At 41.5% G+C, this 26608-nt stretch carries 22 protein-coding genes and 11 pseudogenes; 5 read left to right on the top strand and 28 right to left on the bottom strand.

The genetic code is table 11. The features are described 5' to 3' along the window. The first annotated feature begins 90 nt into the window (after nucleotides 1–90). Nucleotides 91–885: a TrmH family RNA methyltransferase gene (locus G7Y90_RS07440; protein WP_250163798.1), complete on the top strand. Its 795-nt coding sequence runs from the start codon at nucleotides 91–93 to the stop codon at nucleotides 883–885. A 95-nt stretch (nucleotides 886–980) separates the two neighbouring features. Here the strand turns inward: G7Y90_RS07440 and G7Y90_RS07435 are convergent. From G7Y90_RS07435 to G7Y90_RS07395, 9 genes and pseudogenes are all read right to left on the bottom strand, one after another. Beyond that, nucleotides 981–1911 (bottom strand): annotated as a pseudogene (locus G7Y90_RS07435) (electron transfer flavoprotein subunit alpha/FixB family protein). A 154-nt stretch (nucleotides 1912–2065) separates the two neighbouring features. After that, nucleotides 2066–2814 (bottom strand): annotated as a pseudogene (locus tag G7Y90_RS07430) (electron transfer flavoprotein subunit beta/FixA family protein). A 443-nt stretch (nucleotides 2815–3257) separates the two neighbouring features. Further along, nucleotides 3258–3506 (bottom strand): YetF domain-containing protein, encoded by a 249-nt coding sequence (locus G7Y90_RS07425; protein ID WP_250163797.1) that lies wholly within the window; start codon nucleotides 3504–3506, stop codon nucleotides 3258–3260. Further along, nucleotides 3473–3823: a DUF421 domain-containing protein gene (locus G7Y90_RS07420; RefSeq protein ID WP_250163796.1), complete on the bottom strand. Its 351-nt coding sequence runs from the start codon at nucleotides 3821–3823 to the stop codon at nucleotides 3473–3475. Before G7Y90_RS07420 ends, G7Y90_RS07425 begins: the two co-directional genes overlap by 34 nt. 253 nt (nucleotides 3824–4076) lie before the next feature. Further along, a complete protein-coding gene (locus G7Y90_RS07415) occupies nucleotides 4077–4289 on the bottom strand; it encodes a cold-shock protein (protein ID WP_010196799.1) in 213 nt (70 codons plus the stop codon). Nucleotides 4290–4808: 519 nt separating this feature from the next. Beyond that, entirely contained in the window at nucleotides 4809–5096 is a 288-nt protein-coding gene (locus G7Y90_RS07410) for a hypothetical protein (protein ID WP_349773403.1), read from the bottom strand. Nucleotides 5097–5354: 258 nt separating this feature from the next. Continuing rightward, nucleotides 5355–6370 (bottom strand): annotated as a pseudogene (gene ilvC / locus G7Y90_RS07405) (ketol-acid reductoisomerase). Nucleotides 6371–6516: 146 nt separating this feature from the next. Beyond that, a complete protein-coding gene (gene ilvN, locus G7Y90_RS07400; protein ID WP_250163795.1) occupies nucleotides 6517–7011 on the bottom strand; it encodes an acetolactate synthase small subunit in 495 nt (164 codons plus the stop codon). Further along, nucleotides 7011–8719, bottom strand: a pseudogene (locus G7Y90_RS07395) (acetolactate synthase 3 large subunit). Before G7Y90_RS07395 ends, ilvN begins: the two are co-directional and overlap by 1 nt. Before the next feature lie 978 nt (nucleotides 8720–9697). Between G7Y90_RS07395 and G7Y90_RS07390 the strand changes: the two are divergent. Then, on the top strand, nucleotides 9698–10195 hold the full coding sequence (locus G7Y90_RS07390) for a DUF4124 domain-containing protein (protein ID WP_045446657.1): 498 nt from the start codon (nucleotides 9698–9700) through the stop codon (nucleotides 10193–10195). 8 nt (nucleotides 10196–10203) lie between these two features. Here G7Y90_RS07390 and G7Y90_RS07385 read toward each other — a convergent pair whose 3' ends face one another. Continuing rightward, the gene (locus G7Y90_RS07385; protein ID WP_250163794.1) at nucleotides 10204–11943 is read right to left on the bottom strand and encodes an NAD(P)H-hydrate dehydratase; all 1740 of its coding nucleotides are present in this window, start codon (nucleotides 11941–11943) and stop codon (nucleotides 10204–10206) included. A 189-nt stretch (nucleotides 11944–12132) separates the two neighbouring features. On the opposite strand from G7Y90_RS07385, the pseudogene queG reads away from it, so the two are divergent. After that, a pseudogene (queG, locus tag G7Y90_RS07380) lies at nucleotides 12133–13363 on the top strand (tRNA epoxyqueuosine(34) reductase QueG). Between the two features lie 101 nt (nucleotides 13364–13464). Here the strand turns inward: queG and lysM are convergent. From lysM to G7Y90_RS07350, 6 genes and pseudogenes are all read right to left on the bottom strand, one after another. After that, nucleotides 13465–13974, bottom strand: coding sequence for a peptidoglycan-binding protein LysM (gene lysM, locus G7Y90_RS07375; RefSeq protein ID WP_055125278.1), 510 nt, complete (start codon nucleotides 13972–13974; stop codon nucleotides 13465–13467). A 301-nt stretch (nucleotides 13975–14275) separates the two neighbouring features. Further along, the gene (gene acpP, locus G7Y90_RS07370) at nucleotides 14276–14512 is read right to left on the bottom strand and encodes an acyl carrier protein (protein ID WP_025652201.1); all 237 of its coding nucleotides are present in this window, start codon (nucleotides 14510–14512) and stop codon (nucleotides 14276–14278) included. A 281-nt stretch (nucleotides 14513–14793) separates the two neighbouring features. Further along, nucleotides 14794–15520, bottom strand: a pseudogene (gene fabG / locus G7Y90_RS07365) (3-oxoacyl-ACP reductase FabG). Further along, complete coding sequence (fabD, locus tag G7Y90_RS07360) at nucleotides 15517–16485, bottom strand: ACP S-malonyltransferase (RefSeq protein WP_201553358.1); 969 nt, start codon at nucleotides 16483–16485, stop codon at nucleotides 15517–15519. Before fabD ends, fabG begins: the two are co-directional and overlap by 4 nt. A 436-nt stretch (nucleotides 16486–16921) precedes the next feature. After that, nucleotides 16922–17102: pseudogene (rpmF, locus tag G7Y90_RS07355) on the bottom strand (50S ribosomal protein L32). A 337-nt stretch (nucleotides 17103–17439) separates the two neighbouring features. Further along, complete coding sequence (locus G7Y90_RS07350; protein ID WP_201553341.1) at nucleotides 17440–18033, bottom strand: YceD family protein; 594 nt, start codon at nucleotides 18031–18033, stop codon at nucleotides 17440–17442. A 185-nt stretch (nucleotides 18034–18218) separates the two neighbouring features. On the opposite strand from G7Y90_RS07350, the pseudogene G7Y90_RS07345 reads away from it, so the two are divergent. Together G7Y90_RS07345 and G7Y90_RS07340 are read left to right on the top strand one after the other, a co-directional pair. Continuing rightward, nucleotides 18219–18951 (top strand): annotated as a pseudogene (locus tag G7Y90_RS07345) (elongation factor P hydroxylase). Between the two features lie 218 nt (nucleotides 18952–19169). Continuing rightward, nucleotides 19170–19790: an L-threonylcarbamoyladenylate synthase gene (locus G7Y90_RS07340; RefSeq protein WP_201553310.1), complete on the top strand. Its 621-nt coding sequence runs from the start codon at nucleotides 19170–19172 to the stop codon at nucleotides 19788–19790. A gap of 78 nt (nucleotides 19791–19868) precedes the next feature. On the opposite strand, the gene rplQ is transcribed toward G7Y90_RS07340, so the two are convergent. From rplQ to rplF, 12 genes and pseudogenes are all read right to left on the bottom strand, one after another. Continuing rightward, the gene (gene rplQ, locus G7Y90_RS07335) at nucleotides 19869–20228 is read right to left on the bottom strand and encodes a 50S ribosomal protein L17 (RefSeq protein ID WP_021813387.1); all 360 of its coding nucleotides are present in this window, start codon (nucleotides 20226–20228) and stop codon (nucleotides 19869–19871) included. A 19-nt stretch (nucleotides 20229–20247) separates the two neighbouring features. Beyond that, nucleotides 20248–21255 carry a DNA-directed RNA polymerase subunit alpha gene (locus G7Y90_RS07330; protein ID WP_045446643.1) on the bottom strand — a complete coding sequence of 336 codons (1008 nt, stop codon included), beginning with the start codon at nucleotides 21253–21255 and terminating at the stop codon, nucleotides 20248–20250. An 80-nt stretch (nucleotides 21256–21335) separates the two neighbouring features. Next, a pseudogene (rpsD, locus tag G7Y90_RS07325) lies at nucleotides 21336–21975 on the bottom strand (30S ribosomal protein S4). Between the two features lie 48 nt (nucleotides 21976–22023). Beyond that, a complete protein-coding gene (gene rpsK, locus G7Y90_RS07320) occupies nucleotides 22024–22413 on the bottom strand; it encodes a 30S ribosomal protein S11 (protein WP_045454458.1) in 390 nt (129 codons plus the stop codon). A gap of 20 nt (nucleotides 22414–22433) precedes the next feature. Beyond that, nucleotides 22434–22790, bottom strand: coding sequence for a 30S ribosomal protein S13 (gene rpsM / locus G7Y90_RS07315; protein WP_021813384.1), 357 nt, complete (start codon nucleotides 22788–22790; stop codon nucleotides 22434–22436). A gap of 253 nt (nucleotides 22791–23043) precedes the next feature. After that, nucleotides 23044–23160, bottom strand: coding sequence for a 50S ribosomal protein L36 (gene rpmJ, locus G7Y90_RS07310; RefSeq protein WP_010196721.1), 117 nt, complete (start codon nucleotides 23158–23160; stop codon nucleotides 23044–23046). Between the two features lie 32 nt (nucleotides 23161–23192). Then, nucleotides 23193–24523: pseudogene (gene secY / locus G7Y90_RS07305) on the bottom strand (preprotein translocase subunit SecY). A 19-nt stretch (nucleotides 24524–24542) separates the two neighbouring features. Then, the gene (rplO, locus tag G7Y90_RS07300) at nucleotides 24543–24983 is read right to left on the bottom strand and encodes a 50S ribosomal protein L15 (RefSeq protein ID WP_045446637.1); all 441 of its coding nucleotides are present in this window, start codon (nucleotides 24981–24983) and stop codon (nucleotides 24543–24545) included. Beyond that, nucleotides 24983–25162 (bottom strand): 50S ribosomal protein L30, encoded by a 180-nt coding sequence (gene rpmD / locus G7Y90_RS07295; protein WP_010196714.1) that lies wholly within the window; start codon nucleotides 25160–25162, stop codon nucleotides 24983–24985. Before rpmD ends, rplO begins: the two co-directional genes overlap by 1 nt. A gap of 20 nt (nucleotides 25163–25182) precedes the next feature. Continuing rightward, nucleotides 25183–25698, bottom strand: a complete 516-nt coding sequence (gene rpsE / locus G7Y90_RS07290; RefSeq protein ID WP_010196711.1) for a 30S ribosomal protein S5 — start codon at nucleotides 25696–25698, stop codon at nucleotides 25183–25185. 2 nt (nucleotides 25699–25700) lie between these two features. Then, nucleotides 25701–26049: pseudogene (gene rplR, locus G7Y90_RS07285) on the bottom strand (50S ribosomal protein L18). Between the two features lie 11 nt (nucleotides 26050–26060). After that, nucleotides 26061–26594, bottom strand: coding sequence for a 50S ribosomal protein L6 (rplF, locus tag G7Y90_RS07280; protein ID WP_045446634.1), 534 nt, complete (start codon nucleotides 26592–26594; stop codon nucleotides 26061–26063). Nucleotides 26595–26608 lie beyond the last annotated feature (14 nt).

Below are 26608 nucleotides of genomic sequence, written 5' to 3'. Positions count from 1 at the left end.
CTTTGATAATAATCAGTATAAAGCCAGAGCATTTGTAATACTTTATACTGATTGTTTAATTTTTCTATATTTTTTTCTAAGCGATCTACTATGGTAGCAAATCCCACCGAGCTTATTACCTCAGATAAAAACACGACCGTTAAACTTGTCAAATCCTTGTTAACGCAAGCGCGGCAGCGGAAGAAGCAAGGTCAAACGTTGATTGAGGGCGTGCATCTCATCGATGCGGCGCTGCGTAGCGACTACCCGTTTGTCCAAATCCTACTCGCAGAGTCTGCGCACAACCATCCTGAGGTTCAGCAAATTTTGACGCGCTTGCCTACTTATACGCCTACTTTAACCTTATCAAATTCGCTGTATGAGAGCATTCGTAGCTTAGGTACTGGTATCGATATCATGGCAATCATTAAGGTACCAACGCCTAGTTTATCGATGATTAATGATGACTGCTTGATTTTAAATGATGTGCAAGACAGCGGCAATGTGGGCACGCTATTACGCACCGCAGCAGCGGTTGGCATCAAAAATATACTCTGTACCAGTGCGACAGCACAAGTGTGGTCTCCTAAGACATTACGAGCAGGCATGGGCGCTCAGTTTGCTCTGACTATTTATGAAGGTCTAAATGTGCAAGATATTTTGGAGCATGTGCAAACACCGCTATTTGCTACCAGCTCCCATACTGATACAGTCATTTATCAACATGACTTAAAAAAACCTATCGCTTGGATTATGGGGCATGAGGGACAAGGTGTTTGTGATGAGCTGATGCAGTGCGCCACCCCTATCGCTCTACCACAGCCTAATGGTCAAGAAAGTTTGAATGTCGCCATTGCAGGCTCATTGTGCTTATATGAGACGCTGCGTCAAAGAAACTATAACTAATGTTGTTTGACTGAATCAAAAAAATACCTCTCAAATACGAAAAACCCGCTATAAATAATAGCGGGTTTTCTACTTAACTAATCACTAAATAACGATTAAATCTTGCTAGTAAGCTCAGGTAATGCTGTAAATAAATCCGCTTCTAAGAAGTAATCAGCAATGCTAGCGATAGGTGCTTCTGGGTCATTGTTGATAGCAACAATAACTTTAGAATCTTTCATACCCGCTAAATGCTGATCGCACCTGAATGCCCGCTGCGATATATAAGTCTGGTGCAACGATTTTACCCGTTTGACCGACCTGCATATCGTTTGGCACATACCCTGCGTCAACAGCGGCACGTGATGCGCCAACAGCAGCGCCAAGTTTATCAGCCAATGGTTCGATATATTTGGTGAAGTTTTCACCATTTGCCAATGCACGACCACCAGAAACCACAATGCCTGCTGAAGTCAATTCAGGACGGTCAGATTTCGCCATCTCTTCATTAACGAAGCTTGCTTTGCCAGTTTCTTGCACGTTGTCGATTGTCTCAACAGTAGCTGAACCACCTTCGCTTGCTACTGGGTCAAAAGCCGTGGTACGTACTGTCATGACGACTTTATCTTCTGTGGTCTTAACAGTTGCTGTTGCGTTACCAGCATAGATAGGACGCTCAAACGTTTGCGCATCTACGACGGCTGAGATTTCTGATAGCATGCTTACGTCAAGTAAAGCGGCAACGCGTGGCATAAAGTTTTTACCAGTGGTGGTAGCAGGTGCAAGGATATGGCTGTAATCACCAGCGATATCAGCAACCAATAGCGCGACGTTACCCGCTAATTGATGCTCATAGGCAGCGTTATCCGCTAATAATACTTTAGTCACGCCTTCTGCTTTAGCTGCTTGGTCAGCGACAGCTTGAGCACCACTACCTGCAACCAACACATGGATATCATCACCCATTTGCTTAGCAGCAGCGATGGTATTCAAAGTTGCCTTTTTTAGACTGGCATTGTCATGTTCTGCATATACCAAAATTGCCATGATTTTAATCCTTTGTTGTCGATCAATCGCATCTATTCATGCGGTTGTTGTGTACAAAGCTGTTTGAACAACTATTATTTTATATAAAATAAATCAGTTAAATCTATAGCCTTGTACAGGATATGCCGTAGCGAAGTATCCAATCATTGAAACATTAAATGATTTTTGCTTCGTTTCTTAGCTTATCGACCAACTCATCCACTGAACCCACTTTGATGCCAGCTTTACGTTCAGCAGGTGGCACAACTTTAATGATCTCTTGCTTAGAGGCCATATCAACACCAAAATCAGCCGGCGTTTTTTCGTCAAGTGGCTTTTTCTTCGCTTTCATGATGTTAGGCAATTTAGCATAACGAGGCTCATTCAAACGTAAATCAGTGGTATAACCGCTGGTAGCTCAAGTGCTAGCGTCTGTAAACCACCGTCGATTTCACGAGTCACGTTTACTTTATCGCCTTCAACTTTTACTTCTGATGCAAACGTACCCTGACCAATACCCATCAATGCCGCTAGCATCTGACCAGTCTGATTGTTATCATCATCAATGGCTTGCTTACCCAATAAGATAATATCAGTGCCTTCACTCTCGGCGATATTTTTGAGGATCTTAGCAATTTGTAATGGATACGGCTTGTCATCAGTCAACACTAAAACACCACGATCAGCGCCCAATGCTAACGCTGCACGAATTTGCTCTTGTGATTCTTTTGGACCGATTGAAGCAACAATGATTTCATCAATCACACCCGCTTCTTTTAGACGAACCGCTTCTTCTACTGCAATCTCATCAAAAGGGTTGATTGACATCTTAGTGTTTGATAAATCAACGCCAGAGTTGTCAGCTTTTACACGAACTTTTACGTTGTAATCAATGACACGCTTGACCGCTACTAATGCTTTCATACGTTCCTCGTTTATTAATGTTATGAATTAAAAATTGTCAGTTAAGAACCAAAGGTTCATTTTTTAAACTGTCGTTCAAAATACTACTTAGGATTGTTACTGCGTCAACAGATAGTAGTTAATTAAGCAAGAAGAAACAATACCGAAAATGGTATTAGTATCACACTACTCATTGATAAAATCTGCTAAAGCTAAGCCAACCGTTAATCAGACCCCTGTATCTTGCGTGACCACAGGCATAAGGTCAAGACAACGCCGTGAATAATGCGTCATAAATTTGTCACCATTCTATAATAAATAGTTTATAAGTGCACAATTTTACAGCCTTCTTTAACCTACATTCTCAATATTTCACCTGTTTTTAGCACTGTCAACACGATAGTTACTTAATGGATTGTTGTGATCTATCTCGTTGGCATCAATCGAGAACAACAATCAAAAACTCAAAATCTACGATTTGCTGTTTTACTGGAACCAATCAGCAACTCACTGTCGCGTATATCATCGAATAATGACCAGTCAGGCGTAACCGCATTATTTTTGATGACACTCATATCCCCTGTAGTTTCCATAATGACAGCAAATACTTCCGTTTTAGACTTGATCCCATTCTTGCGTAAAACCTGTTGAACATCACTGGTACTAAGATTGGCCTCTTTTAAATTTCCACTAAAATACTCGCCATGGGCCATATAATGGCTCGATTGTCTATCAGAGATTTTAAAGGTTTGAATTTACGCCTGATAAATGAGATAACCCCTTGAATCACAAATAATACCGCGACAGCAAACAGCCCTTGCATTAATGACGGTGTGTCTGATAGCACCGTTGAAGCGAGTATACTGCCAATACCGACAGTCATCGCAAAATCATGGCTTGAGAGCTTGGAGAAACTTCGCAACCCCATCAATCTTGTAAATAACATTAATCCTAAATAAAAACCAATTGCAGATAGAGAAATACCCAAAACTTGCTGCCAATCGATTGAAAACCATGCCTCCCACTTCATAAAACAACCTTATTTTGTTAGATCTTTTTTGAGTCAGTGCTGATGACTGACAGCTAATATCAGTATGCTTTTGATGATTTTACGCTTATAGCGAGAAAAATGGCATAAAAAAAGCAACCTGATAAGAGGTTGCTTTTTTTTAGAGTTGAAACAGTATTTTTATTGTTTTAACAAACAAAGGCATCAATGCATATTGATAATCTTACTGTCATCAAGCTTACTGACTAATCAGCTTACCAGATGTCAAATGAGATTAGATAGCTTCGATTTGCTCGGCTTGTGGGCCTTTTTTGCCATCACCTAAGATGAAAGACACTTTTTGGCCTTCGGCTAGAGTTTTGAAACCACCACCTTGGATAGCGCTGTAGTGAGCGAATACGTCTTGTCCGCCATTGTCTTGAGCGATAAAACCAAAACCTTTAGCTTCATTAAACCACTTTACAGTGCCTTCAACTTTATCTGACATAAATTTTCCTAACTCTTTAACTGTTGGCGAGACGTGTGTCATCACCGATTAATTGATATATACCCAAACTATTTTCTGCTAAATGCAACAGTCAATACGATCAAAATATCGTTAGATAGCTTGAAATTACGACCTAAAATCTTTTGAGTACAGGCTGATTATAGCAGCTTTTTATAATCGCAACAGGTTAAATTGATGATTTTTGTAAATAACGATAATCCGTTTTGAAAAGTCACAACAGCCAATAAATACTATCTAATACATTGATAAGAAAGATGTTTTATATTATTTACTATCTATCATTCTAACGTAAAGGTGTCATTTAAGTTGGTGACAGCATTATCTCAAATAATAAATAGGTGATAAGTCAGCATATGCTTCATTGAGATATCGGTAACCACGGTGAACTTAATACTAACAAACAAAGCGCAAAAAATATCAGCGAAAATGACTGACTATAGGCGATATATTTAGCAGGTATCACCAAGTCTTTAGGAGAATCAGGAATACCTTTACGTTTTAGTAAACGCGTCCCGTATATCCATCCAAAGTAGTAGTATAGATGCCATAAGCAGCAGGTACCGTAATGGCTAGTGGCGTCAAGTCAATCACATATAATATGACAACGGAAATAAAGAACCACAAAGTATCTAAAAGTGAGCTGATTTGAAAAAACTTAGACTTAGGCAATTTGCCATCGGTTTTTTTGAGCATCTCCCCTTCTATCCATATTAAAACAGCTACCACAGCGCTAAGAGTAATATATACGAATTGCGGCGTTAGCCAGTCTGGATAAGATATTTGCACAACACACAACCTATAATTTATAAAAAATGAGAACGCGCAACTCAATCGTCTTGATAACCAGCAATTGGTTGCACTAAGAATATTCAAAAAAATCAATGAAGGCTAGATATATGAGGCATCGATTGGTCGTTTTCAACCAACACCAAAACGATTGTGGTTAAAATTTCACTAAAGTAGTGCAAACTAAAAAAGCCCACACTATTAAGTAATAGCATGGGCTCTTAGATCTATATCAGCGATTAATCTCTTAATACTGAATTAGTTTTTTTCTTTATCGATGATTTTATTACCACCGATCCAAGGCATCATGCCACGTAGCTTAGCGCCAGTGATTTCGATTTGATGCTCTGCATTGTTACGACGACGAGCAGTCATTGATGGATAGTTGGTTGCGCCTTCAGAGATAAACATCTTCGCGTACTCACCAGACTGAATGCGTTTTAGGGCATTACGCATGGCTTCACGTGATTGCTCATTGATGACTTCAGGACCAGTTACGTATTCGCCATATTCAGCGTTGTTACTGATTGAGTAGTTCATATCAGCGATACCGCCTTCATACATGAGGTCTACAATAAGCTTTAACTCATGTAAGCACTCAAAGTAAGCCATTTCTGGGGCATAGCCAGCTTCAGTTAGGGTTTCAAAGCCCATTTTCACTAGCTCTACTGCACCGCCGCAAAGTACCGCTTGCTCACCAAATAGGTCAGTTTCAGTTTCATCTTTAAAGGTTGTTTCGATGATACCTGAACGACCACCACCAACACCAGCAGCATAAGACAATGCCAATTGTTTGGCTTGACCTGAAGCATCTTGGTAGATAGCGATAAGATCAGGGATACCGCCGCCTTTGGCAAACTCTGAACGTACCGTATGACCTGGTGCTTTTGGTGCAACCATAATGACATCAAGATCATCACGTGGTACGACTTGGTTATAATGAATCGCAAAACCATGAGCAAAGGCTAGGGTCGCGCCCTCTTTGATGTTAGGCTCAATCACGTCGTTATAAAGCTCTTTTTGGAACTCATCAGGCGTCAAATCATGATGACATCAGCAGCTTTTACGGCTTCTTCTACTTCAGCTACTTTTAGACCTGCGTTTTCTGCTTTTTTCCATGAGCCAGAGTTAGCACGTAGACCAACGGTCACATCAACGTCTGAATCTTGTAGGTTAAGCGCGTGTGCATGGCCTTGTGAACCATAACCAATGATGGCAACTTTTTTGCCTTGGATGATTGATAGATCACAATCTTTATCATAATAAACGTTCATAAACAGAGTCCTTTTCCTAAATCATGGCTTGCCATGGATAAATAAACACTTAAATTATAATCACCTTATCGAAGTGATAGGTGAGATAAGCGCTATGTTAATGTTTGAATAAATAATTTGACCTACAATAGTACAGTAAGCACCCATTATAAACTGAGCGTTTTTTCGCCGCGTGCAATACCAATCACACCCGAACGCACCACTTCCATAATACGTTCACGACCAATCACATCAATAAAGCCGTCAAGTTTGGCTTTGTCACCAACGATTTGAATGGTATATAGATTAGCGTTTACATCAACGATTTGTGCACGGAAAATATCGGCACTGCGTTTAATCTCTTCACGTACGCCACCCGTCGCCCGTACTTTTATAAGCATCAACTCACGTTCGACGTGTACGGTATCTGATAGATTAAGCACTTTAACCACTTCAATCAATTTATGCAATTGCTTGGTGATTTGTTCTATTTTTTCAGGTGATGTAATAGTGGTCAATGTTAAGCGAGAAATACTCGAATCGTCTGTTGGCGCAACGTTCAAAGTTTCGATGTTGTAGCCACGTTGAGAGAACAAACCGACCACTCGCGACAACGAACCCGCTTCGTTTTCCATCAATACCGAAATCAGATGTTGTTGCATTAGGTACGCTCCCCTTTTGTTAACCACATATCACGCATCGCTTGTCCAGCGATTTGCATTGGATATACATGCTCGTTACGATCGACATAAACGTCAATAAATACCAATCTATCTGTTATTGCCATGGCTTCCGCCAACTGGGCTTCCATGGTCGCAGGATCAGTAATCTTGATGCCGACGTGACCATAGCTTTCAGCGAGCTTGACAAAGTGGTAGTGAATTCATATAAGAATGGGCATGACGACCTTCATACAGCATATCTTGCCACTGCTTCACCATGCCTAATTGGGCGTTATTTAGATTTAAGATTTTAACTGGCAAATTATATTGTAAGCAGGTTGAGAGCTCTTGAATATTCATCTGAATAGAGCCTTCACCCGTAATACAAACCACGTCACGCTCAGGGTTAGCAAGTTTGGCTGCCATCGCATACGGCAAGCCAACACCCATCGTTCCTAAACCACCTGAGTTTAGCCATTGGCGCGGCTCATTATAGGTATAATAAAGCGCTGCAAACATCTGATGCTGACCGACGTCACTCGTGATAATAGCGTTACTATTCGTCACTTTATCTAAAGCTTGAACGACCGCTTGGGGCTTAATGCCGTTATCGGTGCTGGTGTCATAACGCAGGCCATGACGCTTACGCCACTCATTAATCTGTGACCACCAATCCAACAATGCTGGTTGATCTAACTCTTTATCTTCACCGATAATCTCTAGTATATCGGTCAGGACAGATTTGACATCACCCACGATCGGAATATGCGCATTAATCGTTTTTGAAATAGAGGTAGGATCAATATCAATATGAATAATCGTCGCATTTGGACAGAATTTTTTGACATTATTAGTGACACGGTCATCAAAACGTGCGCCAACTGCCAAGATGACGTCGGCATGATGCATGGTCATATTGGCTTCATAAGTGCCATGCATACCGAGCATACCCAAGAACTGACTATCAGAACCAGGGAACGCACCCAAGCCCATTAATGTATTGGTTACTGGTAAATTTAAACGGTGCGCAAGATTAGTAAGCTCTTTATGCGCATTGCCTAACACAACACCACCACCAGAGTAAACAATCGGACGCTTTGCAGCAAGCAGCGTTTCAACCGCTTTTTTAATCTGACCACTATGGCCTTTTAATGACGGCTGATACGAACGTATAAACACTTCTTCTGGATAAGCGTAAGCAAACTTTTCACTTGGCGCAGTCATATCTTTTGGCACATCAATCACTACAGGACCTGGGCGTCCAGACTGAGCAATATAAAAGGCTTTTTTGACAATCATTGGGATTTCGCTAGCGTGGCGCACTTGAAAGCTATGCTTCACGATAGGACGTGATACACCGACCATATCTGTTTCTTGGAAGGCATCTTCCCCAATTAGGCTGCTAGGTACCTGACCTGCGATAACCACCATCGGCACAGAATCCATAAACGCTGTTGCGATAGCCGTTACGGTATTAGTAGCACCTGGACCTGACGTCGCTAATACTACACCGTCTGCCCTGTGACTCGCGAATAAGCATCTGCCATGTGACCGGCTGCTTGCTCATGACGTACTAAAACATGCTCGATATTCTCTTGTTGAAACAAAGCATCATAGATATGAAGAACCGCACCACCTGGATAGCCAAAATATATTTGACGCCCTCATCAGTCAGTGATTGCACCAACATCTCAGCACCAGATAGCATTATAGGTTGCTCATTACCCTCAGCGAGGCGTTGTTGCTTTTCTTCAAAATTTTTGGCGGCATTCCCCGTTTGGGTATGTCCCGTCATATTCGGACTTTGCGTGGTTTGCGTCACTGTCATCACCTTTTTTTTGTCAAGAATTGGCGTTCATTTATAAGAGAAAACCACGCTATTTACACAAGATGGTTCGTCTTATAGAAATGGCTGCAAATCCTTATCCATATCAAGAATGTGTGCCCACTATCTCTAAGTAACGCTGTTTTATAAGACAGCAGGCTACTCAAACACAGCAATATAGTAGGGTCAGTTTTATGGCAGGAGTCTATCGATGTACAGTGACAAGATGCGCGTGCATCTATAAAAGAAGCTTATTATTGATAAATAGCAGATAGCATTTACAACAGATTGATTTATACAGAGGCATTGATATTCACAATTTAAATCACTCTCACAGCCAATACTAATTTGTAAAATGGTTAGATTTTACGATAGGCTTATTAAAAAGATTTAATTGCTGAATATTTTTCCATGTTTAATACAACCGCTAGAGTCACGCTTAGCGCATTTCAAATAATAAGTTTATCTTAGTCATTGTAGACAGATAAGTCCGGAGACAATACATAAAGTCATCGATAACAATCGTTATGATTACTATCTTTGCAATATCATTGTCACAAAGAAACGAAAACTGCGTAAGCCACTGATAAGTAACCTATCGTCCTCATTTTCAAGTGCCACGGCAATATCATAAAAGCCGCTCACTGACCAATCAACTGCTATTATATTCGATGGTTTGTGAGCTATTGTCAAGAAAAACTTCTAAAGCCCATCCCTAACTATTAGTTATTAAATATACATTCATAAGGATTATTTGTTAGAATCGAAAGCTGGTACATTTTTAGTACCATTCCAACACTTAAATGTTATATTGACACATATATACACATCTGTTTTTTACCCCTTGAGAGGATTGCTACTATGGCATATGCGTCTAAAATAAATACTGCTACCAAACTGCTCATGAGTACTGCGTATGTGCTAATGCTGTCGATGAATGCCAGTCATGCTATTCAAGTTTACAAATCTGTTGGTGCACATGGTGAAGTCAAATACAGCCAACATGCGCCGCAAAATGGTAAAAACATTGAGCTGATTGAATTTCGTAGTGATGGCAGACAAAGCAATGCAGGACAATTGGCTGGCAAAACAGATGCCAATCAAAGTACTAATACTCAAAGCGTAGAAGAGCAAAGAGTTGCAGCGCTTGAAGCACGGATTAAAGAACAAGAAGCACAAGCCAATGCACAGCGTTGCCAGTCACTCCGCAATAATTTGACCAACTTGAATGTCGGCGGACGTATTTATGAGATGGATGCAAATGGCAAGCGTCAATATTTAGATGGTCGTGAAATTGAGCTCAAACGTGAACGCGTACAGCAGGCAATTGATCAGTATTGTGGTAACTCAACTACCTAGGCTTAATGCTAATTATAGACGTTAATCAATAGCTGCATCACATGACGAATGGCTGCTAGCATATCCTGAGCTTGTAGTCCTCGTTGTCCAACCAATAACGTATTATTACTTTGATTGACCAGCGTATCCCCTGCTAATCCATGTATAACAACCGCTTGATGCAAGCTTTGCATTCCTGATGATAAATCTTGTTGTGCTAGCAGACCAGCAATGACACCGGATAACACATCACCCATGCCAGCCGTCGCCATACCCGCATTACCGGCAGCACAAACATAAACGTGGTGCTCATCTAAGCCCTGCTCTAATATCAAAGAACCTGCGCCTTTTAGCACCCATTCACCACCATAAGTTATAGCGCACTGTTTTATCGCTTGTAGTCTATCGCTTTCCACCTCACTGATTCTCTTATTCAGTAATCTAGCAGTTTCGCCACTGTGCGGTGTCAAACAAACTTGATGATTAACGCTATATTCTCGCAGCTGACTGACCAATTCATGATGCTCTAATTGCAATGATGCCAAATGATAAAGTCCATCAGCATCAATCACTATTGCCTTTTTAGCTGTCATCGCAGTTTGTAGATACTTTATAAATAACACTTTTGCTTTTTCATCACGACCAAGCCCCATACCAATCGCAATCGCAGTGGCTGACTTAATTAACTCCTGCACTCCATCCACATCATGCAAATTGATCGTCATTGCATCTGGTAGCGAAGTTAATAGGGCGCTATGAAAAGCCTCATGGCAAGCAACTGTAATTTTACCCGCTCCTGCCGCCATCGAGCTCGAAGCAGACAATATCGCAGCGCCGCCCATACCTTGTGAGCCATCGATACGATTACCGCCAATAATCAGTACATGACCATAGCTCCCTTTGTAGCTATTTTGACGGCGAGGACTTAGACCATATGCAGTAGTAATCAGTTTTGCTACTGGCATGAATCTTTTATCGTTTATTGCATAAGGTATCAGCGGTATATCAACTACCTTGCCGCTATGATCCATACCATCTTTGGTATGCAAACCGAATTTCCGTGTAATTAAGCATAGCGTTATATCAGCCTGTATAGCCACATGCTCAAACACTTCGCCAGTCGAAGCCACCAAACCACTTGGAATATCAACCGCAATGGCCAAGGTACTATTTCGTTCAGATAACTTATTAAAAGTGCTAATGGCTGTTTTATAAACACCTGTAGGCGCACGATCCAGTCCAATACCAAACAGTGCATCAATATAAACATCGGCTTGCAGATTACCATCTACTCCTTCTTCTAGCTCACAAGCACTATTTTCAAAGCGTTGATAAGGGCAATTAGCCAATAGCGCCTCTTTTAGGGCTTTTTGTGCGTCGGAGAATACAGTTGTGTCATTGGTATCAAAATCATCACTCTCAAAACCAACTGTCACCACTTGTACCTGCCAACCCATTTGCTGTAAGTAATAAGCAATGAGCCAACCGTCGCCACCATTATTACCCTTTCCAACCCAAATGCTCACTCGATGCTGGCGCATATGACGACGAGGCACATAAGTAGTGGCTGATGGATATATGTTTAATTGTTTTTGTTCATATAATTGCTCTATGTGTTGCGCCATTTGCCAGGCTGCTTGTTTCATCAACCCAAAACTATCATGCCCCTCTACAAACCATGCTTGCTCCATCGCATAGAGTTGTTCACTGCTATATAACGGGATAGGTTTTGTACTTTTTATAGGTAATAAATTGGTCTGATTTTTCATAACTAATCCTTGAGTATTTTTTGCTGATTTTTTATTTTATTGAGATATGATTACTATCATTTAGCATCAGAGCAAACGCTTACATCAACGTATGTATCAATATGAATGTGAAATTATTTGCTTTTATACTTGCGCTCTTAGCTCACTGGCTTATTATATCGATATTCACTCTATCGCCTACTGTCACACATGAATAATCTTCCTAAAGTAAACTTGCCTATCTCTTCAACCCAGCAGAAATCAGCTAAGAAAATCTCTTCTGAACCTAAGCCTGCGTCCGAAAAAAAAATTAATGTGAATAATAGCCCAACATTTACCACCACAGCAGATGTCAAACAATGGATTAAAGACCAAGCACAGGCTTTAGGGTTTGCCGACTGTGGGTTTTTATCGGTGCATCACCCTTTATTTGCTAAGCAGATTGTACAATTGCAACAATGGCTCGATAAAGGCTATGAGGGACAACTGCAGTTTATGCATAACAACCATGAACTGCGGGCAAATCCTGACCAACTGGTAGAAGGAGCAAAAACCATCATCAGTGTCCGTATGGATTACCTGACTCAAGCACCAACTCCACGTACGATCACTGACAATGACTACCCCAATCAAGGCATCATCGCTCGTTATGCCAGAGGACGCGACTATCATAAAACGATGCGCAGTCGTTTGAAGCAATTGGCACTAAAGATAGAAGCCATGCTTCCTGAGTGGCAACACCTCAATATAGGTTCAGAGCAAGATTTTATTTTTAGGCCTTTTAGCGACTCTGCTCCTATTTTCGAGCGACCCATTGCCGATGCTGCTGGTCTTGGCTGGACAGGAAAGCATACCTTATTAATCAACAAGCAAGCGGGTTCATTTTTTGTATTGGGTGAGCTATTTATTAGCCTCGAATTACCTGATGACAAACCGGTCAAAGAGCATTGCGGCAGTTGTAGCGCTTGTATCGACATCTGTCCTACTCAAGCGATTGTCGCCCTATGAGCTCAATGCTTCAGCTTGTATCTCCTACCTTACTATCGAGCACGACGGTATTATTGATATAAAATACCGCCGCGCGATTGGTAATCGCATCTTTGGCTGTGACGACTGTCAACTTATCTGTCCTTGGAATCGCTACGCCAATCTTACACCTGTAGAGGATTTCGCACCACGGCATAACCTTGATAGCAGCAGTTTGCTTGAGCTGTGGCAATGGCAAGAAGCTGAATTTATGAAAAAAACTGAAGGCAGCCCGCTTAGACGCACAGGCTATGTGAACTTTTTGCGTAATATCGCGATTGGTCTTGGAAATGCTAATGGTAATGAAGAAACCATTACTCAGTTACAATCAAAGTTGGGCGTACATAACGAAATGCTCGATGTACATATCAATTGGGCCATAGCTGAACAGTACGAGAAGTTAAAAAATCTCTAAATCTTAAGTTTATATTTCTATATGCCAAAAAAATGCCTCTTATTATAGTAAGAGGCATTCTTTATTTTTTTCGCACATATCTCTGACAGTTCAAAAGCCTATTATGGCTTAGGAATACGCAGTACTTGACCAGGATAAATCTTATCAGGGCTAGATAGCATCGGCTTATTGGCTTCAAAGATTTTCATATAATCATCCGCTGAACCATAAACCTCTTTTGCGATCTTAGACAAGCTATCACCAGATTTCACTGTATACATCGTTGACTCAGGCGCATCTTCTTCGATATCAATATTATCGATTACCTTGGCCACGTTTTGTACATTACCAATGGCGATAATCGCTTTTTCGCGGTCTGCTTGCGTTTTAGCTTTACCGCTGATTTCTGCAGTATCTGTTGAGCCGTTATACTTGATTTTCAAATCGCTAATATTAAGATTCTGCTGTTGAATACGACGAAGTAAAATATTGGCAACTGATTGCGCAGAAGGTTCGCTACTCTGTACTGGCGTATTGGCGTCTGCTTTAGTTTCTGACTTGGCATCGTGTTTGGCGTCATCACGATTGAAAATTTTATCACCGATATCTTTTGCAAAACTGAACATACCCATTTACATACTCCCTTAAATATTGTTATTTATTATTGATCATTATTTTTTAATGGCATATACATTCGTATATAACCACACTTTATATATAACTACACTTTGTTACTGCTTACCATTGTGAGTATAGACAAAGATAGGTGAGGTAGATAGTAATAGTATGTTGAGTAATGTTGATTTGGCGTAGCTTATGTTAACGTATTGATTAGTCACATAACTACCTGTCGCCATGGCAAATTAAGAACATAAAAAAACCGCCTATCTCTACAGATAGGCGGCTAAAATAACTCGCTAAGCCACTAGCTAATTATAGCTGCGCTTGTACATAATCAATCGCTTTTTGAACAGTCGTTAATTCTGCTGAATCTTCATCAGGAATGGTAATGCCAAAGTCACTTTCAAATGACATAACCAATTCGACTAGGTCTAACGAATCTGCACCTAAGTCTTCCATAAATGATGCATCATTGTTGATATCTTCAACATTCATACCCAATTGCTCAGCTACTGCAGCTTTAACTCTTAGCTCGGTATCATTACTCATGTAGATTTCTCCTTTTTGATCTATTATTTTGGCAAATCACCATAGTCCTATCATTAGGCTCTACAGAATTGTATATAAAATCATATCTTCAGATTAGCACAGCTATCTGAGTACTTTGTAACTTATTTATAGCTGGTTATACGTTTTGACGGATGTCTAGTAAAGCCCTGCTATAATACAGGGCTTTGACATAAAAGTATCCGTCATTATAACACCCTTTATTATAGTTTACACTCGTGCACAGAGTTTTTTATTATAACTGTGTAACACTTATTTATCACCTACATATACATACCACCATTGACAGGAATAACTGCGCCTGTGATAACTGGCCTCATCGCTGGCTAAGAAATGTACGGCGGCGGCAATGTCTTCTGGCTGTCCAAGGCGACTGATAGGTACAGCGTCTAGCATAGAGTTCAATAGGCGCTCATCAAGCTCGTCCGTCATATCCGTTTCGATCAAACCAGGGGCTACGCAATTGATCGTCACTTGTCGTGAGCCAATTTCACGCGCGAGCGTACGGCTGAACCCTTCAACACCTGCTTTGGTCGCCGCATAGTTAGACTGACCTGCATTACCCATTTGCGCAACGACAGAGGTTATATTGATGATGCGACCACGGCGTGCTTTCATCATACCGCGCACAGCACGTTTACTCATACGGTATACCGACGTCAAATTGGTATCGATAACATTTTCCCAGTCGTCATCTTTCATACGCATCAGCAGACCATCTTGGGTGATACCTGCATTATTGACCAAGACTTGTACTGCGCCGTAGACGCTCTCAATCTCTTCAAACAGCTTATCAATTTGTGCGGTATCACGCACGTCTAAAACACGTCCAATACCGCCACTATCGTGGAGATAACCATCAATCAGCTCAGCACCTTTTTCCGTAGTGGCTGTACCAATAACAAAATGTCCTTCTTTGGCGAAACGTTTGGCAACGGCTTTACCAATACCACGGCTAGCACCTGTCACTAGAGTAATCGTACGACTCATGATAACACCTCCATTAATTTATCAAGACGAGCGGGCTTGTCAGTAGGATAGCTCGTAATTGGCTGTGCTTGGCGCTTCGCCAAGTTGCTCAATACATTACCACTGCCACATTCGATTAAAATATTAATTTGCTTGTCAGCCAGCTCTTGCATGGTTTTTGACCATAATACTGGTTGGCTTAATTGCTCCGTTAATGCCTGCTTGATACCGACCGCACTGCTCTCGACACGCGCATGTCGATTTTGGATAACAGGAATCGTCGCTTGATCAAATTTTATTTCTGCCAGAATCTCAGCCAATGCACTACTGGCTGGCTCCATAAGCGCGCAATGTGATGGTACGCTGACCTTTAGCGGGATAGATTTTTTGCCAGTGTTTTGCACTTTATCAATAACGGCATTCACACCAGCAGCATTACCCGATATCACCACTTGTCCTGGACTATTAAAGTTGGCTGCACCTACAATGGCACCTTCGACATGTTCAGTCGCTTGCTCACACAAGTTTTCTACTCGATTGTCCTCAAGCCCTAACACTGCTGCCATGGCAGTATCGACACCTACAACGGCTTCTTGCATCAACTGACCGCGCTTATGTACCAATTTAACCGCATCAGCAAGCGATATGACTTCAGCCGCACAAAGCGCACTGTACTCACCTAGAGAATGACCCGCTAAATAACAAGGCGCTGTATTTATTTTTTGTTTTAAGATACGCCAAATGGCAATGCTCGCCGTCAGTAATGCTGGCTGAGTATACTGTGTTTGGTTGAGTTTTTCTTCATTTTGACAGATTGCCCATAAGTCTTCACCAAGCGCGGCGCTAGCTTCAGTAAAGGTATCGAGAATCTCTGGATAGATTTCAGCAAGCTCACTAGTCATCCCGACTACTTGCGATCCTTGACCAGGAAAAATTACCGCAATACGTGTCGGCGGCTTTTTTACCATATCGGGTACAGAGGCCATAACCAATATTCCTTATTTAATTGGAAATATCCCTAAAAACAATTGGGGTTTATTATATTATTAGAGGCGATATAAAGCCGTTGCTTTAGTATTTGTCTAAAAAAACGGATTATCGATAAACTATACACTGACGCACACTATTATCATAGTGGATGCTACTGAAACACGTATAGTAAAAGATACCATTCAAATTAAAATGGTAGAGTATATCGGTTCATTTTCATATTTTCTAAAGGCACATGGTAAAAGGTTGTTCAAATACCTACCATAAAAGCCAATAGCAAAAAGCCAAGTTATCTAGCCCATAATATATGATAGCGAAATAACTTGGCTTTCTTCAGCTCAAAGCATATTACCTAATAACAGCGTTGCAAAAATAATGACAGTCACCAGTACTATCATTATTTTTACAATCAGCTATTGAATAGCCAATAATTTAAGCGTCTTGACTAACTTTAAACAACTGGCGACCACGGTAGAAACCATCTTTAGTCGTGATGACGACGATGTTTTTCACCAGTGGTAGCATCTACGCTTATCTCAGCGATTTCCATACGATGATGTGAACGGCGCATGTCACGACGAGAACGACTTTTACGACTTTTTTGAACGGCCATGATATAGCTCCTATACTTAAAAGGGGATAAGCTTGAAATTCAGCTTTAATCGACACTGACAGAGGCTATATAATCACAACAACCTAAGTCTTACGCATCATTAGTTAAATAGATTGCCACGTATTAAAGTGTTGATTACGTCTAAAATCTATAGTTAGTCTGCAAGATCAGCATCTATCTGCCAGTAGCAGATTGCTAGAATGCAATAAACGGGACATTATACGCATGTTTAGCGGATTAATAAAGCCCTGCTTCTCACTCTTTGGTAGAAAGCTGATGAAAGGTATCATAAATTTATTAAGTAGTACATTGATATATGACTTGTCTCTTAATAAGATTACAACTTGCCTTTTAGCGAGGCTAAAGCAGCAAAAGGATTTTCGCTTTCTTCCTCTTCTGGGATCTCACCAAATTGCTCTACCGTCATTTCACAGTCGTCATGTTTTGGCGACATCGGCGTCTTCAGTAATATCTCATCTTCTACCAATTTTTTGAATGGCAATAAAAGCTCTGGTGCAGGCTCAGTAATAATTTCATCAAGTAATAAATAGTCTTGTTCATCATTGATTGAACGTGCTTGGCTCTCATCTTCTAGTAGCGCAATATTATAATCATCAGACAAATCGATAGCCACTGGCTGTAGGCAACGTTGACAGGTTAACCAAACTTCACCCGTCAGTGTGAATGCCAAATGTAAGACATTATTGCGTCGATACAGATTGGCATTAAGCGAGATGTCTGCTTGTTCATGTTCGGTGGCTAAGGTAGCAGCAAGACGTTTGAAAGCGCTTGGCTCTACCTCTCCTGTCCATTCATAACCAGTATCTGCCCATTTATCCAAAGAAATAGATTCAGGCATACTAGTAGATAAAGGCGCTTTTTTATTATCAGCATAACCTGCTGACGGTTTACTTTTTGGAGTGCTTGACATGCGCGACCTCATTCATCAAAACGGTGTATAATATTGCCTGCCATACTAACGGAAAGCATTGAGCGACGCTAGCGCTAGTATGTTAAATTTATTTGATATAAGCTCTATTTTCATCTCTTTATTTCTCCTATTTATATTCAAAGATAGTTCTTCTTTTCATCTTTTATTTGACCAGTGTTTTACCTATGAATGTGTTTAATGATAAACCTGACTTCTCGAACCTACTTTCTGCACTTGAAGCAAAAATACTATTGCAACGTCTCACTACGTTAACCAATAATGTGAATGCCTCTTCCACTGACTCGTGGAACCTTAACAACAATCAGTGCTTAGAGGATGTAAAAAGTGAATGGCAAAGGTTAGCTGCTATCAAAGGCTTAGATAGCACTCCATCATTGGTTAATAAATACGAGCAAGCGGCTACTGATTGGCTCATCCAATTATTCAATAATTTATTCACTCATCAAAACGTTACATTGGTTCGTGGACAAGGAGAACCAGAGTACTTTCCGGCACAAAATAACGAACCCGCAAAAATTGAATTCGCTCATGGATTTTTTGCTAGCGCATTGCATGAGCTGAGCCATTGGTGTGTGGCTGGAGAGGCTCGTAGACGTTTACCTGACTTTGGCTACTGGTACGCACCAGATGGGCGTACCGCCGCTCAGCAGCAAGCATTTGAGCGCGTAGAGATTAAACCACAAGCGTTAGAGTGTTTATTTACTCTCGCTTGTGAACGATCATTTGAGTGTGTCACAAGATAATTTGTTTGCTGACTTTGATACGAGCAATAGTACATTCGCAAATGACGTCTACCGACAAGTGCAACAATACATCGCTAAGCCGAATATATTGCCACCTGATGCTAAAACTTTATTACACGCCTTACTCAGTGTCTCTATAGCTGATCTAGAGTAACAGCAGCATATCAGCGTAAAGGTGCGGTATTTTTATGTTAACGATTGTCTACGCATAGTAACGGCTTGCAATCAAACTTATATTGGCTTTGCGCTATACTAGGAAGGCAGTGATGCTTTTTTAGTAAACTGAGTGAAAGAAGCATGCGCGCCACCGATATTCTACTTAGTCAAAAACCTCACATTTAAAAACCCATAATTATAAAATAAGGAACTGCTATGCAAGTATTTTATATTCATCCAGAAAATCCACAGCCACGTCTGATTGAGCAAGTGGCGGATCTGTTACGTAAAGACCAGCTCATTATCTACCCTACCGATACCAGCTATGCTTTTGGCTGTCGCTTAGGGGCAAAGGATGCACTCGATAAGCTCAAACAAATTCGTGAACTTGATGATAAACACCAGTTTACTTTACTGTGCCGTGACTTAAGCGAAATTGCCAACTATGCTGCAGTGGACAATATACAATTTAAACAGCTCAAAGCGCTTACTCCTGCGCCCATCACCTTTATCCTCAATGCCACAAAAGACGTACCAAAAAAATTGGCACATGCGAAGAAAAAAACCATCGGTATTCGAGTACCTAGCAACCCCATTGCGCAAGCGCTTTTAGAGGCCATGGATGAACCTATCTTAACCAGTTCATTAATACTACCTAACCGTGATGACATACTAGATGATCCCTTTGAGATTGAGGATTTATTAGGCAATCAAATCGACGGTTTGATAAATGCAGGTGTAAAGACCACTAAACTAACTACGATTGTTGATATGACTGGTAGCCAGCCTGAAATTATCAGACAAGGTGCCGCGGATGTAGATTCACTACTACGGTAATAAACTAAAGCATCAAACACAAAAAAAGCTCCAATTGAATTGGAGCTTTTTTATATACATCTTTTGCTTATTGTAAAATTAGTCGCGATCAACCAATTCTACATATGCCATTGGCGCATTGTCACCATCACGGTAACCACATTTTACGATACGCAAATATCCACCTGGACGGGTCTGGTAACGAGGACCTAACGTGCCAAATAGTTTACCTACCATAGCTTTGCTACGCATACGGCTAAATGCCAAACGACGGTTAGCAACGCTGTCTTCTTTAGCCATAGTGATTAATGGCTCGGCAACGCGACGTAACTCTTTTGCTTTTGGTAAAGTTGTTTTGATCAGTTCATGCTCAAATAATGAGTTAGTCATGTTCTGAAACATTGCCTTACGATGACTGCCGGTACGACCCAGCTTGACTCCACTCTTACGATGGCGCATAGTCAAAAATCCTTAAAGTTTAACGGCTACGATAAGAAAAGCGATCATCAACACGAAGGTCAGCTGGTGGCCAGTTATCTAGGCGCATACCGAGCTCTAAATCTTTAGACGCTAGTACGTCTTTGATTTCCGTTAATGATTTCTTACCAAGATTTGGGGTTTTTAGAAGTTCAGTCTCTGAACGTTGTACCAAATCACCGATATAGTAAATGTTTTCAGCTTTCAAGCAGTTGGCTGAGCGAACCGTTAGTTCAAGATCGTCCACAGGGCGTAATAGCACCGGATCAACCTCTTCTTTCTCTTTCACAGGCTCAGGCGCTTCTTCAGCTTCTAGGTCAACAAAGATAGAAATCTGTTGTTGTAAAATAGTGGCTGCTTTACGAATTGCTTCTTCTGGATCTATAGTGCCATTAGTTTCAAGCTCAATGATAAGACGATCAAGATCAGTACGCTGCTCTACACGAGCGTTCTCAACCTGATAAGCAACACGAAGCACAGGACTAAAACTTGCATCAAGCTTTAAACGTCCGATTGCTTTAGTATCACCATCTTCACGGCGCTGGTTTGCTGGCTCATATCCACGACCCATTACTACACGCAAACGCATCTTAAGATGACCACGATCACTCAATGTACCCAACACCAATTCTGGATTGACGATGTCTACATTATGCGGTAACGCGATGTCTGCAGCAGTAATAGTGCCTGGACCTTGTTTATCCAAGGTCAAAAATACTTCATTTTGGTCATGAAGCGTAATAGCCAAGCCTTTTAGATTCAAAAGCAAGTCAAGTACATCTTCTTGTAGCCCTTCAAGCGTTGAGTATTCATGGTCAACACCATCAATCTCAGCTTCAATGACTGCAGCACCAGGTAATGAAGATAACAAGATGCGACGTAAGGCATTACCAAGGGTATGCCCAAAGCCGCGTTCTAACGGTTCGAGCGTGACTTTCGCAATCGTTTCATTAACCGTATCCACATTAATGGCATTCGGCGTTAGAAACTCAGTTGCATTTAGCATCATGATGTCACCTCGATTTATTAAACTGGTTTAATTAACGTTAATTGCTCAATGCCGTTTTCACGACATCGAGCAGTACGTCATTACTTAGAGTATAGCTCAACGATCAAGCTTTCGTTGATTTCAGCAGGTAGATCAATACGATCAGGCGCTTGTTTAAACGTGCCTTGTAATTTGCTGTGGTCAACATCTAGCCATTCTGGAATACCACGTTGGGTAGCCAGCTCAATTGCGTTTTTAATACGTAATTGCTCGCGAGACTTCTCTTGGATAGCGATGACATCACCATCTTGCAACTGAATTGATGGAATGTTCACACGAACAAACTCATCACGGCCAGCTTTTTTTACCATAACAGTACGATGACTGACTAGCTGACGTGCTTCAGCGCGAGTTGAGCCAAAGCCCATGCGATAAACAACGTTATCTAGACGGCTCTCAAGCATGGCTAACAGGTTTTCACCAGTAGCACCGCGCTTACGAGCAGCTTCTTTATAGTAATTAGCAAACTGACGCTCTAGTACACCATAAATACGCTTAACTTTCTGCTTTTCACGCAGCTGTAAAGCATATTCTGAGGTCTTGTTACGGCTTACACCGTGTTGACCTGGTGGACGACCAGCTTTTTTCTTTTACGTCGTATGGTTTAACGCCAGACTTAAGACCTAAGTCCGTGCCTTCACGACGTGATAATTTGAGTTTTGGTCCAATATAGCGGGCCATTGTTATGTCTCCTATAAGCTTTTGGGATAAAAAGCTTCGTCTTTAATATTAGACGCGGCGCTTTTTAGGCGCACGGCAACCATTGTGTGGGATTGGGGTTACATCAGAGATGCTGTTAACTTTATAACCCAATGCACCTAGTGCTCTTACCGCAGACTCACGACCCGGTCCTGGTCCTTTGACCAAAACGTCGATATTCTTAACACCATATTCTTGAGCCGCTTTACCAGCGACCTCAGCTGCAACCTGAGCTGCAAATGGTGTAGATTTACGTGAACCACGGAAGCCTTGTCCACCTGAAGTGGCCCAAGCCAGTGCATTACCTTGACGATCGGTAATCGTAACAATGGTGTTATTAAAAGACGCATGGATATGGGCAATGCCCTCCGATACTGAACGACGAGTCACTTTCTTGCGACTACGAGTGTCTTTAGCCATCTTTTAGCTTCCTAAGTTAATTATCTTTTGAGAGGGCGTGTCGGACCCTTACGAGTACGAGCGTTGTTCTTAGTATTCTGACCTCTAACTGGTAGGTTACGACGATGGCGGATGCCACGGTAACAACCAAGATCAACTAAACGCTTAATATTCATTGACACTTCACGACGAAGATCACCTTCAGTCATGTAATTTGCAACTTGTGCACGGATAGCATCTAACTGTGTATCATCTAACTGACTAACTTTAGTAGTAGGGGCAATGCCAACTGCTTCTAAGATTTTCTGAGCAGTGGTACGACCTACACCAAAGATGTAAGTTAGTGAAATAACAGCATGCTTATTATCCGGAATGTTTACGCCGGCAATACGAGCCATTGATTTCTCTCCATTAAAGAAAAATAAGCGTTATTTATCAATAAGGCTTTATTTTTCAGATTTGTTGCTGTCAATACTAAAGCTTTTATAATTATTATCGCTGCTTTGACTTGATTACAAGCCTATTCATTGACGGTCTTATAAAAGTTTTTGCATAAACTACGGCAAGTGGCGGATGATATCCCATCCGCCGTCATTTTTCAAGTATTAATTGAGATAGTAACAAAAGTCTGAGACTTTATAATACTAAATATTAACCTTGACGTTGCTTGTGGCGAGGTTCTGCTGTACAGATGATATGTACACGGCCTTTACGGCGTACAACTTTACAGCTACCACAAATCTTTTTAACTGATGCTTGAACTTTCATAGCATGCTCCTTTGAGATATCGTACCGCTCATTTAAGGTTGAGTGGGCGATTGAATTAACGTCTGATCATGATATTGATGGGTCATCAAATGCGCTTGGATTTGCGAAATGAAGTCCATTACCACAACCACCATAATCAGTAAAGACGTACCACCGAGTTGAAACGGCACACCAAACGATGACTGGACGACCATTGGCATTAAACAAATAACCGTCATATACATCGCGCCAATAAAGGTCAGTCGGTTTAATACATGATCTAGGTAACGCTGAGTTTGTTGTCCGGGGCGAATACCTGGGATATACGCACCACTACGTTTAAGGTTTTCAGCTACTTCACGTGGGCTAAATACCAATGCCGTATAGAAGTAACAGAAGAAAATAATCATCGCGCCAAACAGAACCAAATATAGCGGCTGTCCTGGAGACAACACCAATGCCATATTCTGTAGTATCTTTTGTGTAAGGGTAGGATCAGTTGATTGACCGACCCACTGCCCTAAACTTGCTGGAAAAACAACAACGAGCTAGCAAAAATGGCTGGGATAACCCCTGCCATATTAAGCTTCAGCGGCAAATGTGACTGCTGCTGAGCATATATTTTGCGACCTTGTTGCTGCTTCTGTGCATAGTTCACTGGAACACGGCGCTGAGCACGTTCAATATAAACGATACCAGCAGTAACCGCGATGCCTAGTAGCACAAAAATAAACAGTACAATCAAGTTCATTTGTCCTTGATTGACCTGCTCAATAGACTGCGAAATCATACCTGGCGTACCAGCCACAATACTCGCAAAAATGAGCATTGAGATACCATTACCTACGCCGCGCTCTGTAATCTGCTCACCAAGCCACATCAAGAACATAGCGCCCGCTACCAATGAGGTAACCGCTGGAATATAGAAGGTCAGACCAGAAGATAAAGTAAGATTTTGACTGATTAAGCCAGCACACATTCCTAATGACTGTACTAGGGCTAAAGCAAGTGTCCCTTGACGGGTATACTTGTTCAACTTACGTCGTCCCGCTTCGCCTTCTTTTTTGAGGGCTTCAAGCGATGGTAATACTGCAGACATCATCTGTACAATAATCGATGCTGAAATATACGGCATAATGCCGAGCGCCATAATAGACATACGCTCTAGTGCACCACCTGAGAACATGTTAAACATACTCAAAATGGTGTTTTCGTTGCGCGAAAACAGATCAGCCAAGTTGACCGGATTGATACCCGGTACTGGAATATGTGACCCTAAACGATAAACAACCAATGCGCCGATTAAGAATAATAAACGCGTCCATAATTCATCATACTTGCGTATGAATGCAAATGGATTGAGCGGTATACCAGTCGATGACATTGATTGTTTTGACACGTTACTACTCCTCGATGCTACCACCAGCAGCTTCGATTGCTAGCTTAGCGCCCTTAGTCACTTTGATACCTTTAAAGGTATAAGCTTTAGTGACTTCGCCTGACAACATAATACGGGCACGCTTCATGTCGTGACGGATTAGGTTAGCAGCTTTAAGTGTTTCAAGGCTAACCACATCGCCATCAATTTTATTTAGTTCAGAAAGACGTACTTCAGCCGTCTTCATTGCCATTTTACTGGTAAAACCAAATTTAGGTAGACGACGATATAAAGGCATTTGTCCACCTTCAAATCCTGAGCGTATGCTAGAACCTGAACGAGATTTCTGACCTTTTACACCACGACCACCAGTCTTACCAAGACCTGAACCGATACCACGACCACGACGTTGGGCAGTTTTCTTTGCACCAACACCTGGTGATAATTCATTTAATCTAAGACCCATTACGCTTCCTCCACTTTTACCATGTAGTTAACGCGATTGACCATACCACGTGTTGAAGGTGTATCTTCTACTTCAACAGTATGATTAATACGGCGTAAACCCAATCCTTTCAAGCTCGCTTTGTGGCTCTTTAGGCGATGGGCACCCGATTTAAATTGAGTGACTTTCATTTTTTTCATCGTAACTCACCTAGTCTAAGTTAACCCAAGATTTCGTCTACAGATTTACCACGTTTTGCTGCCATCTTCTCTGGAGTTGACATATCACGTAAACCGTTAAACGTTGCGCGAACAACGTTAGCAGTATTGGTAGAACCATAACATTTAGTCAAAACATCTTTGACACCAGCAACTTCTAATACAGCACGCATTGCGCCACCAGCGATTACGCCAGTACCTTCAGACGCAGGCTGCATATAAACTTTACTAGCACCATGACGTGCTTTGATCGGATGATACAAAGTTGCATCATTAAGCTCAACAGTAATCATATTACGTTTGGCAGCTTCTAGTGCTTTTTGGATAGCAGCTGGCACTTCACGTGCTTTACCGCGACCAAAACCAACACGACCATTGCCATCGCCCACTACAGTCAATGCAGTGAAAGAGAAAATACGACCACCTTTAACAACTTTTGCAACGCGATCAACGGTAACTAAGCGTTCTACTAGACCGTCAGTCTGTTCATTTTTATCATTTTTATCATTTCTAGCCATGATTAAAACTCCAATCCGTTTTCGCGAGCTGCTTCTGCTAAAGCTTTAACTCGACCATGATATTTAAAACCACTACGGTCAAAGGCAACTTTAGTGATACCAGCTGCTTTTGCGCGTTCTGCGATCATTTGGCCCACAGACGTTGCTGCATCAGCATTGCCAGTCGCGCCTGAGCGCAAGCTGCCGTCTAAGGTAGATGCCTGAGCAATCACTTCACCACCGGTAGGAGAGATAATCTGGGCATAAATATGTTTTGGCGTGCGAGTAACCGTTAAGCGATGAACGCCTAAGAAACGGATATGCGCGGGTTTTCTTAGCTCGACGCAGACGAGCTGCTTTTTTATCAAACATTTCAACTCACCTTATTTTTTCTTGGCTTCTTTGCGAATCACATGCTCGTCACTATAACGAATACCTTTACCTTTATAAGGCTCAGGTGGGCGGAAACCGCGGATATTAGCCGCTGCTTGACCAAGCTGCTGTTTATTGTTTGATTTCAAAACAATTTCAGTTTGCGTTGGGGTTTCAGCTGACACACCTTCAGGCAACGTATATTCTACTGGATGAGAGTAACCAACGTTCAAAGTTACCTTGTTACCAGCAACTTGTGCGCGATAACCAACACCAATTAACTGAAGGCGCTTTTCAAAGCCTTCATTCACGCCTTTAACATAGTTGTTAACGAGAGCGCGCATGGTGCCAGTGTGCATCATAGCTTCTTTTGAATCGACTGTAGGTGAGAAAATGATCGCATCATCTTCCTGTTTCAGCTCGACCAATTCATGCAGGCGTAAAGACAAAATGCCGTTCTTGCCTTTCACTTCGACCTGCCGATCGTTCAAAGTAACACTTACGCCGTTTGGCAGTGTCACTGGGGCTTTAGCCACACGAGACATAGGAATATTCCTTA

The organism is Psychrobacter sp. WY6, from assembly GCF_018448495.1.
Lineage (GTDB): Bacteria > Pseudomonadota > Gammaproteobacteria > Pseudomonadales > Moraxellaceae > Psychrobacter.
This window is presented reverse-complemented; position numbering and strand designations above follow the sequence as displayed.

Excerpts from the sequence above, each read along its gene's own strand:
- fabD (WP_201553358.1), bottom strand. The coding sequence starts at position 16,485 with ATGGCCTCTGTACCCGATATGGTAAAAAAGCCGCCGACACGTATTGCG.
- rpsK (WP_045454458.1), bottom strand. The coding sequence starts at position 22,413 with ATGGCTAAAGACACTCGTAGTCGCAAGAAAGTGACTCGTCGTTCAGTA.
- lysM (WP_055125278.1), bottom strand. The coding sequence starts at position 13,974 with ATGGGTATGTTCAGTTTTGCAAAAGATATCGGTGATAAAATTTTCAAT.
- rpsM (WP_021813384.1), bottom strand. The coding sequence starts at position 22,790 with ATGGCTCGTATTGCCGGCGTAAACATTCCGGATAATAAGCATGCTGTT.
- rpmJ (WP_010196721.1), bottom strand. The coding sequence starts at position 23,160 with ATGAAAGTTCAAGCATCAGTTAAAAAGATTTGTGGTAGCTGTAAAGTT.
- rplF (WP_045446634.1), bottom strand. The coding sequence starts at position 26,594 with ATGTCTCGTGTGGCTAAAGCCCCAGTGACACTGCCAAACGGCGTAAGT.
- rplO (WP_045446637.1), bottom strand. The coding sequence starts at position 24,983 with ATGGGTCTTAGATTAAATGAATTATCACCAGGTGTTGGTGCAAAGAAA.
- G7Y90_RS07420 (WP_250163796.1), bottom strand. The coding sequence starts at position 3,823 with ATGAAGTGGGAGGCATGGTTTTCAATCGATTGGCAGCAAGTTTTGGGT.
- G7Y90_RS07340 (WP_201553310.1), top strand. The coding sequence starts at position 19,170 with ATGCAAGTATTTTATATTCATCCAGAAAATCCACAGCCACGTCTGATT.
- G7Y90_RS07415 (WP_010196799.1), bottom strand. The coding sequence starts at position 4,289 with ATGTCAGATAAAGTTGAAGGCACTGTAAAGTGGTTTAATGAAGCTAAA.
- G7Y90_RS07440 (WP_250163798.1), top strand. The coding sequence starts at position 91 with ATGGTAGCAAATCCCACCGAGCTTATTACCTCAGATAAAAACACGACC.
- ilvN (WP_250163795.1), bottom strand. The coding sequence starts at position 7,011 with ATGCAACAACATCTGATTTCGGTATTGATGGAAAACGAAGCGGGTTCG.
- G7Y90_RS07425 (WP_250163797.1), bottom strand. The coding sequence starts at position 3,506 with ATGGCCCATGGCGAGTATTTTAGTGGAAATTTAAAAGAGGCCAATCTT.
- acpP (WP_025652201.1), bottom strand. The coding sequence starts at position 14,512 with ATGAGTAATGATACCGAGCTAAGAGTTAAAGCTGCAGTAGCTGAGCAA.
- rplQ (WP_021813387.1), bottom strand. The coding sequence starts at position 20,228 with ATGCGCCATCGTAAGAGTGGAGTCAAGCTGGGTCGTACCGGCAGTCAT.
- G7Y90_RS07385 (WP_250163794.1), bottom strand. The coding sequence starts at position 11,943 with ATGAAAAATCAGACCAATTTATTACCTATAAAAAGTACAAAACCTATC.
- rpsE (WP_010196711.1), bottom strand. The coding sequence starts at position 25,698 with ATGGCTAGAAATGATAAAAATGATAAAAATGAACAGACTGACGGTCTA.
- G7Y90_RS07330 (WP_045446643.1), bottom strand. The coding sequence starts at position 21,255 with ATGATGCTAAATGCAACTGAGTTTCTAACGCCGAATGCCATTAATGTG.
- rpmD (WP_010196714.1), bottom strand. The coding sequence starts at position 25,162 with ATGAAAAAAATGAAAGTCACTCAATTTAAATCGGGTGCCCATCGCCTA.
- G7Y90_RS07390 (WP_045446657.1), top strand. The coding sequence starts at position 9,698 with ATGGCATATGCGTCTAAAATAAATACTGCTACCAAACTGCTCATGAGT.
- G7Y90_RS07350 (WP_201553341.1), bottom strand. The coding sequence starts at position 18,033 with ATGTCAAGCACTCCAAAAAGTAAACCGTCAGCAGGTTATGCTGATAAT.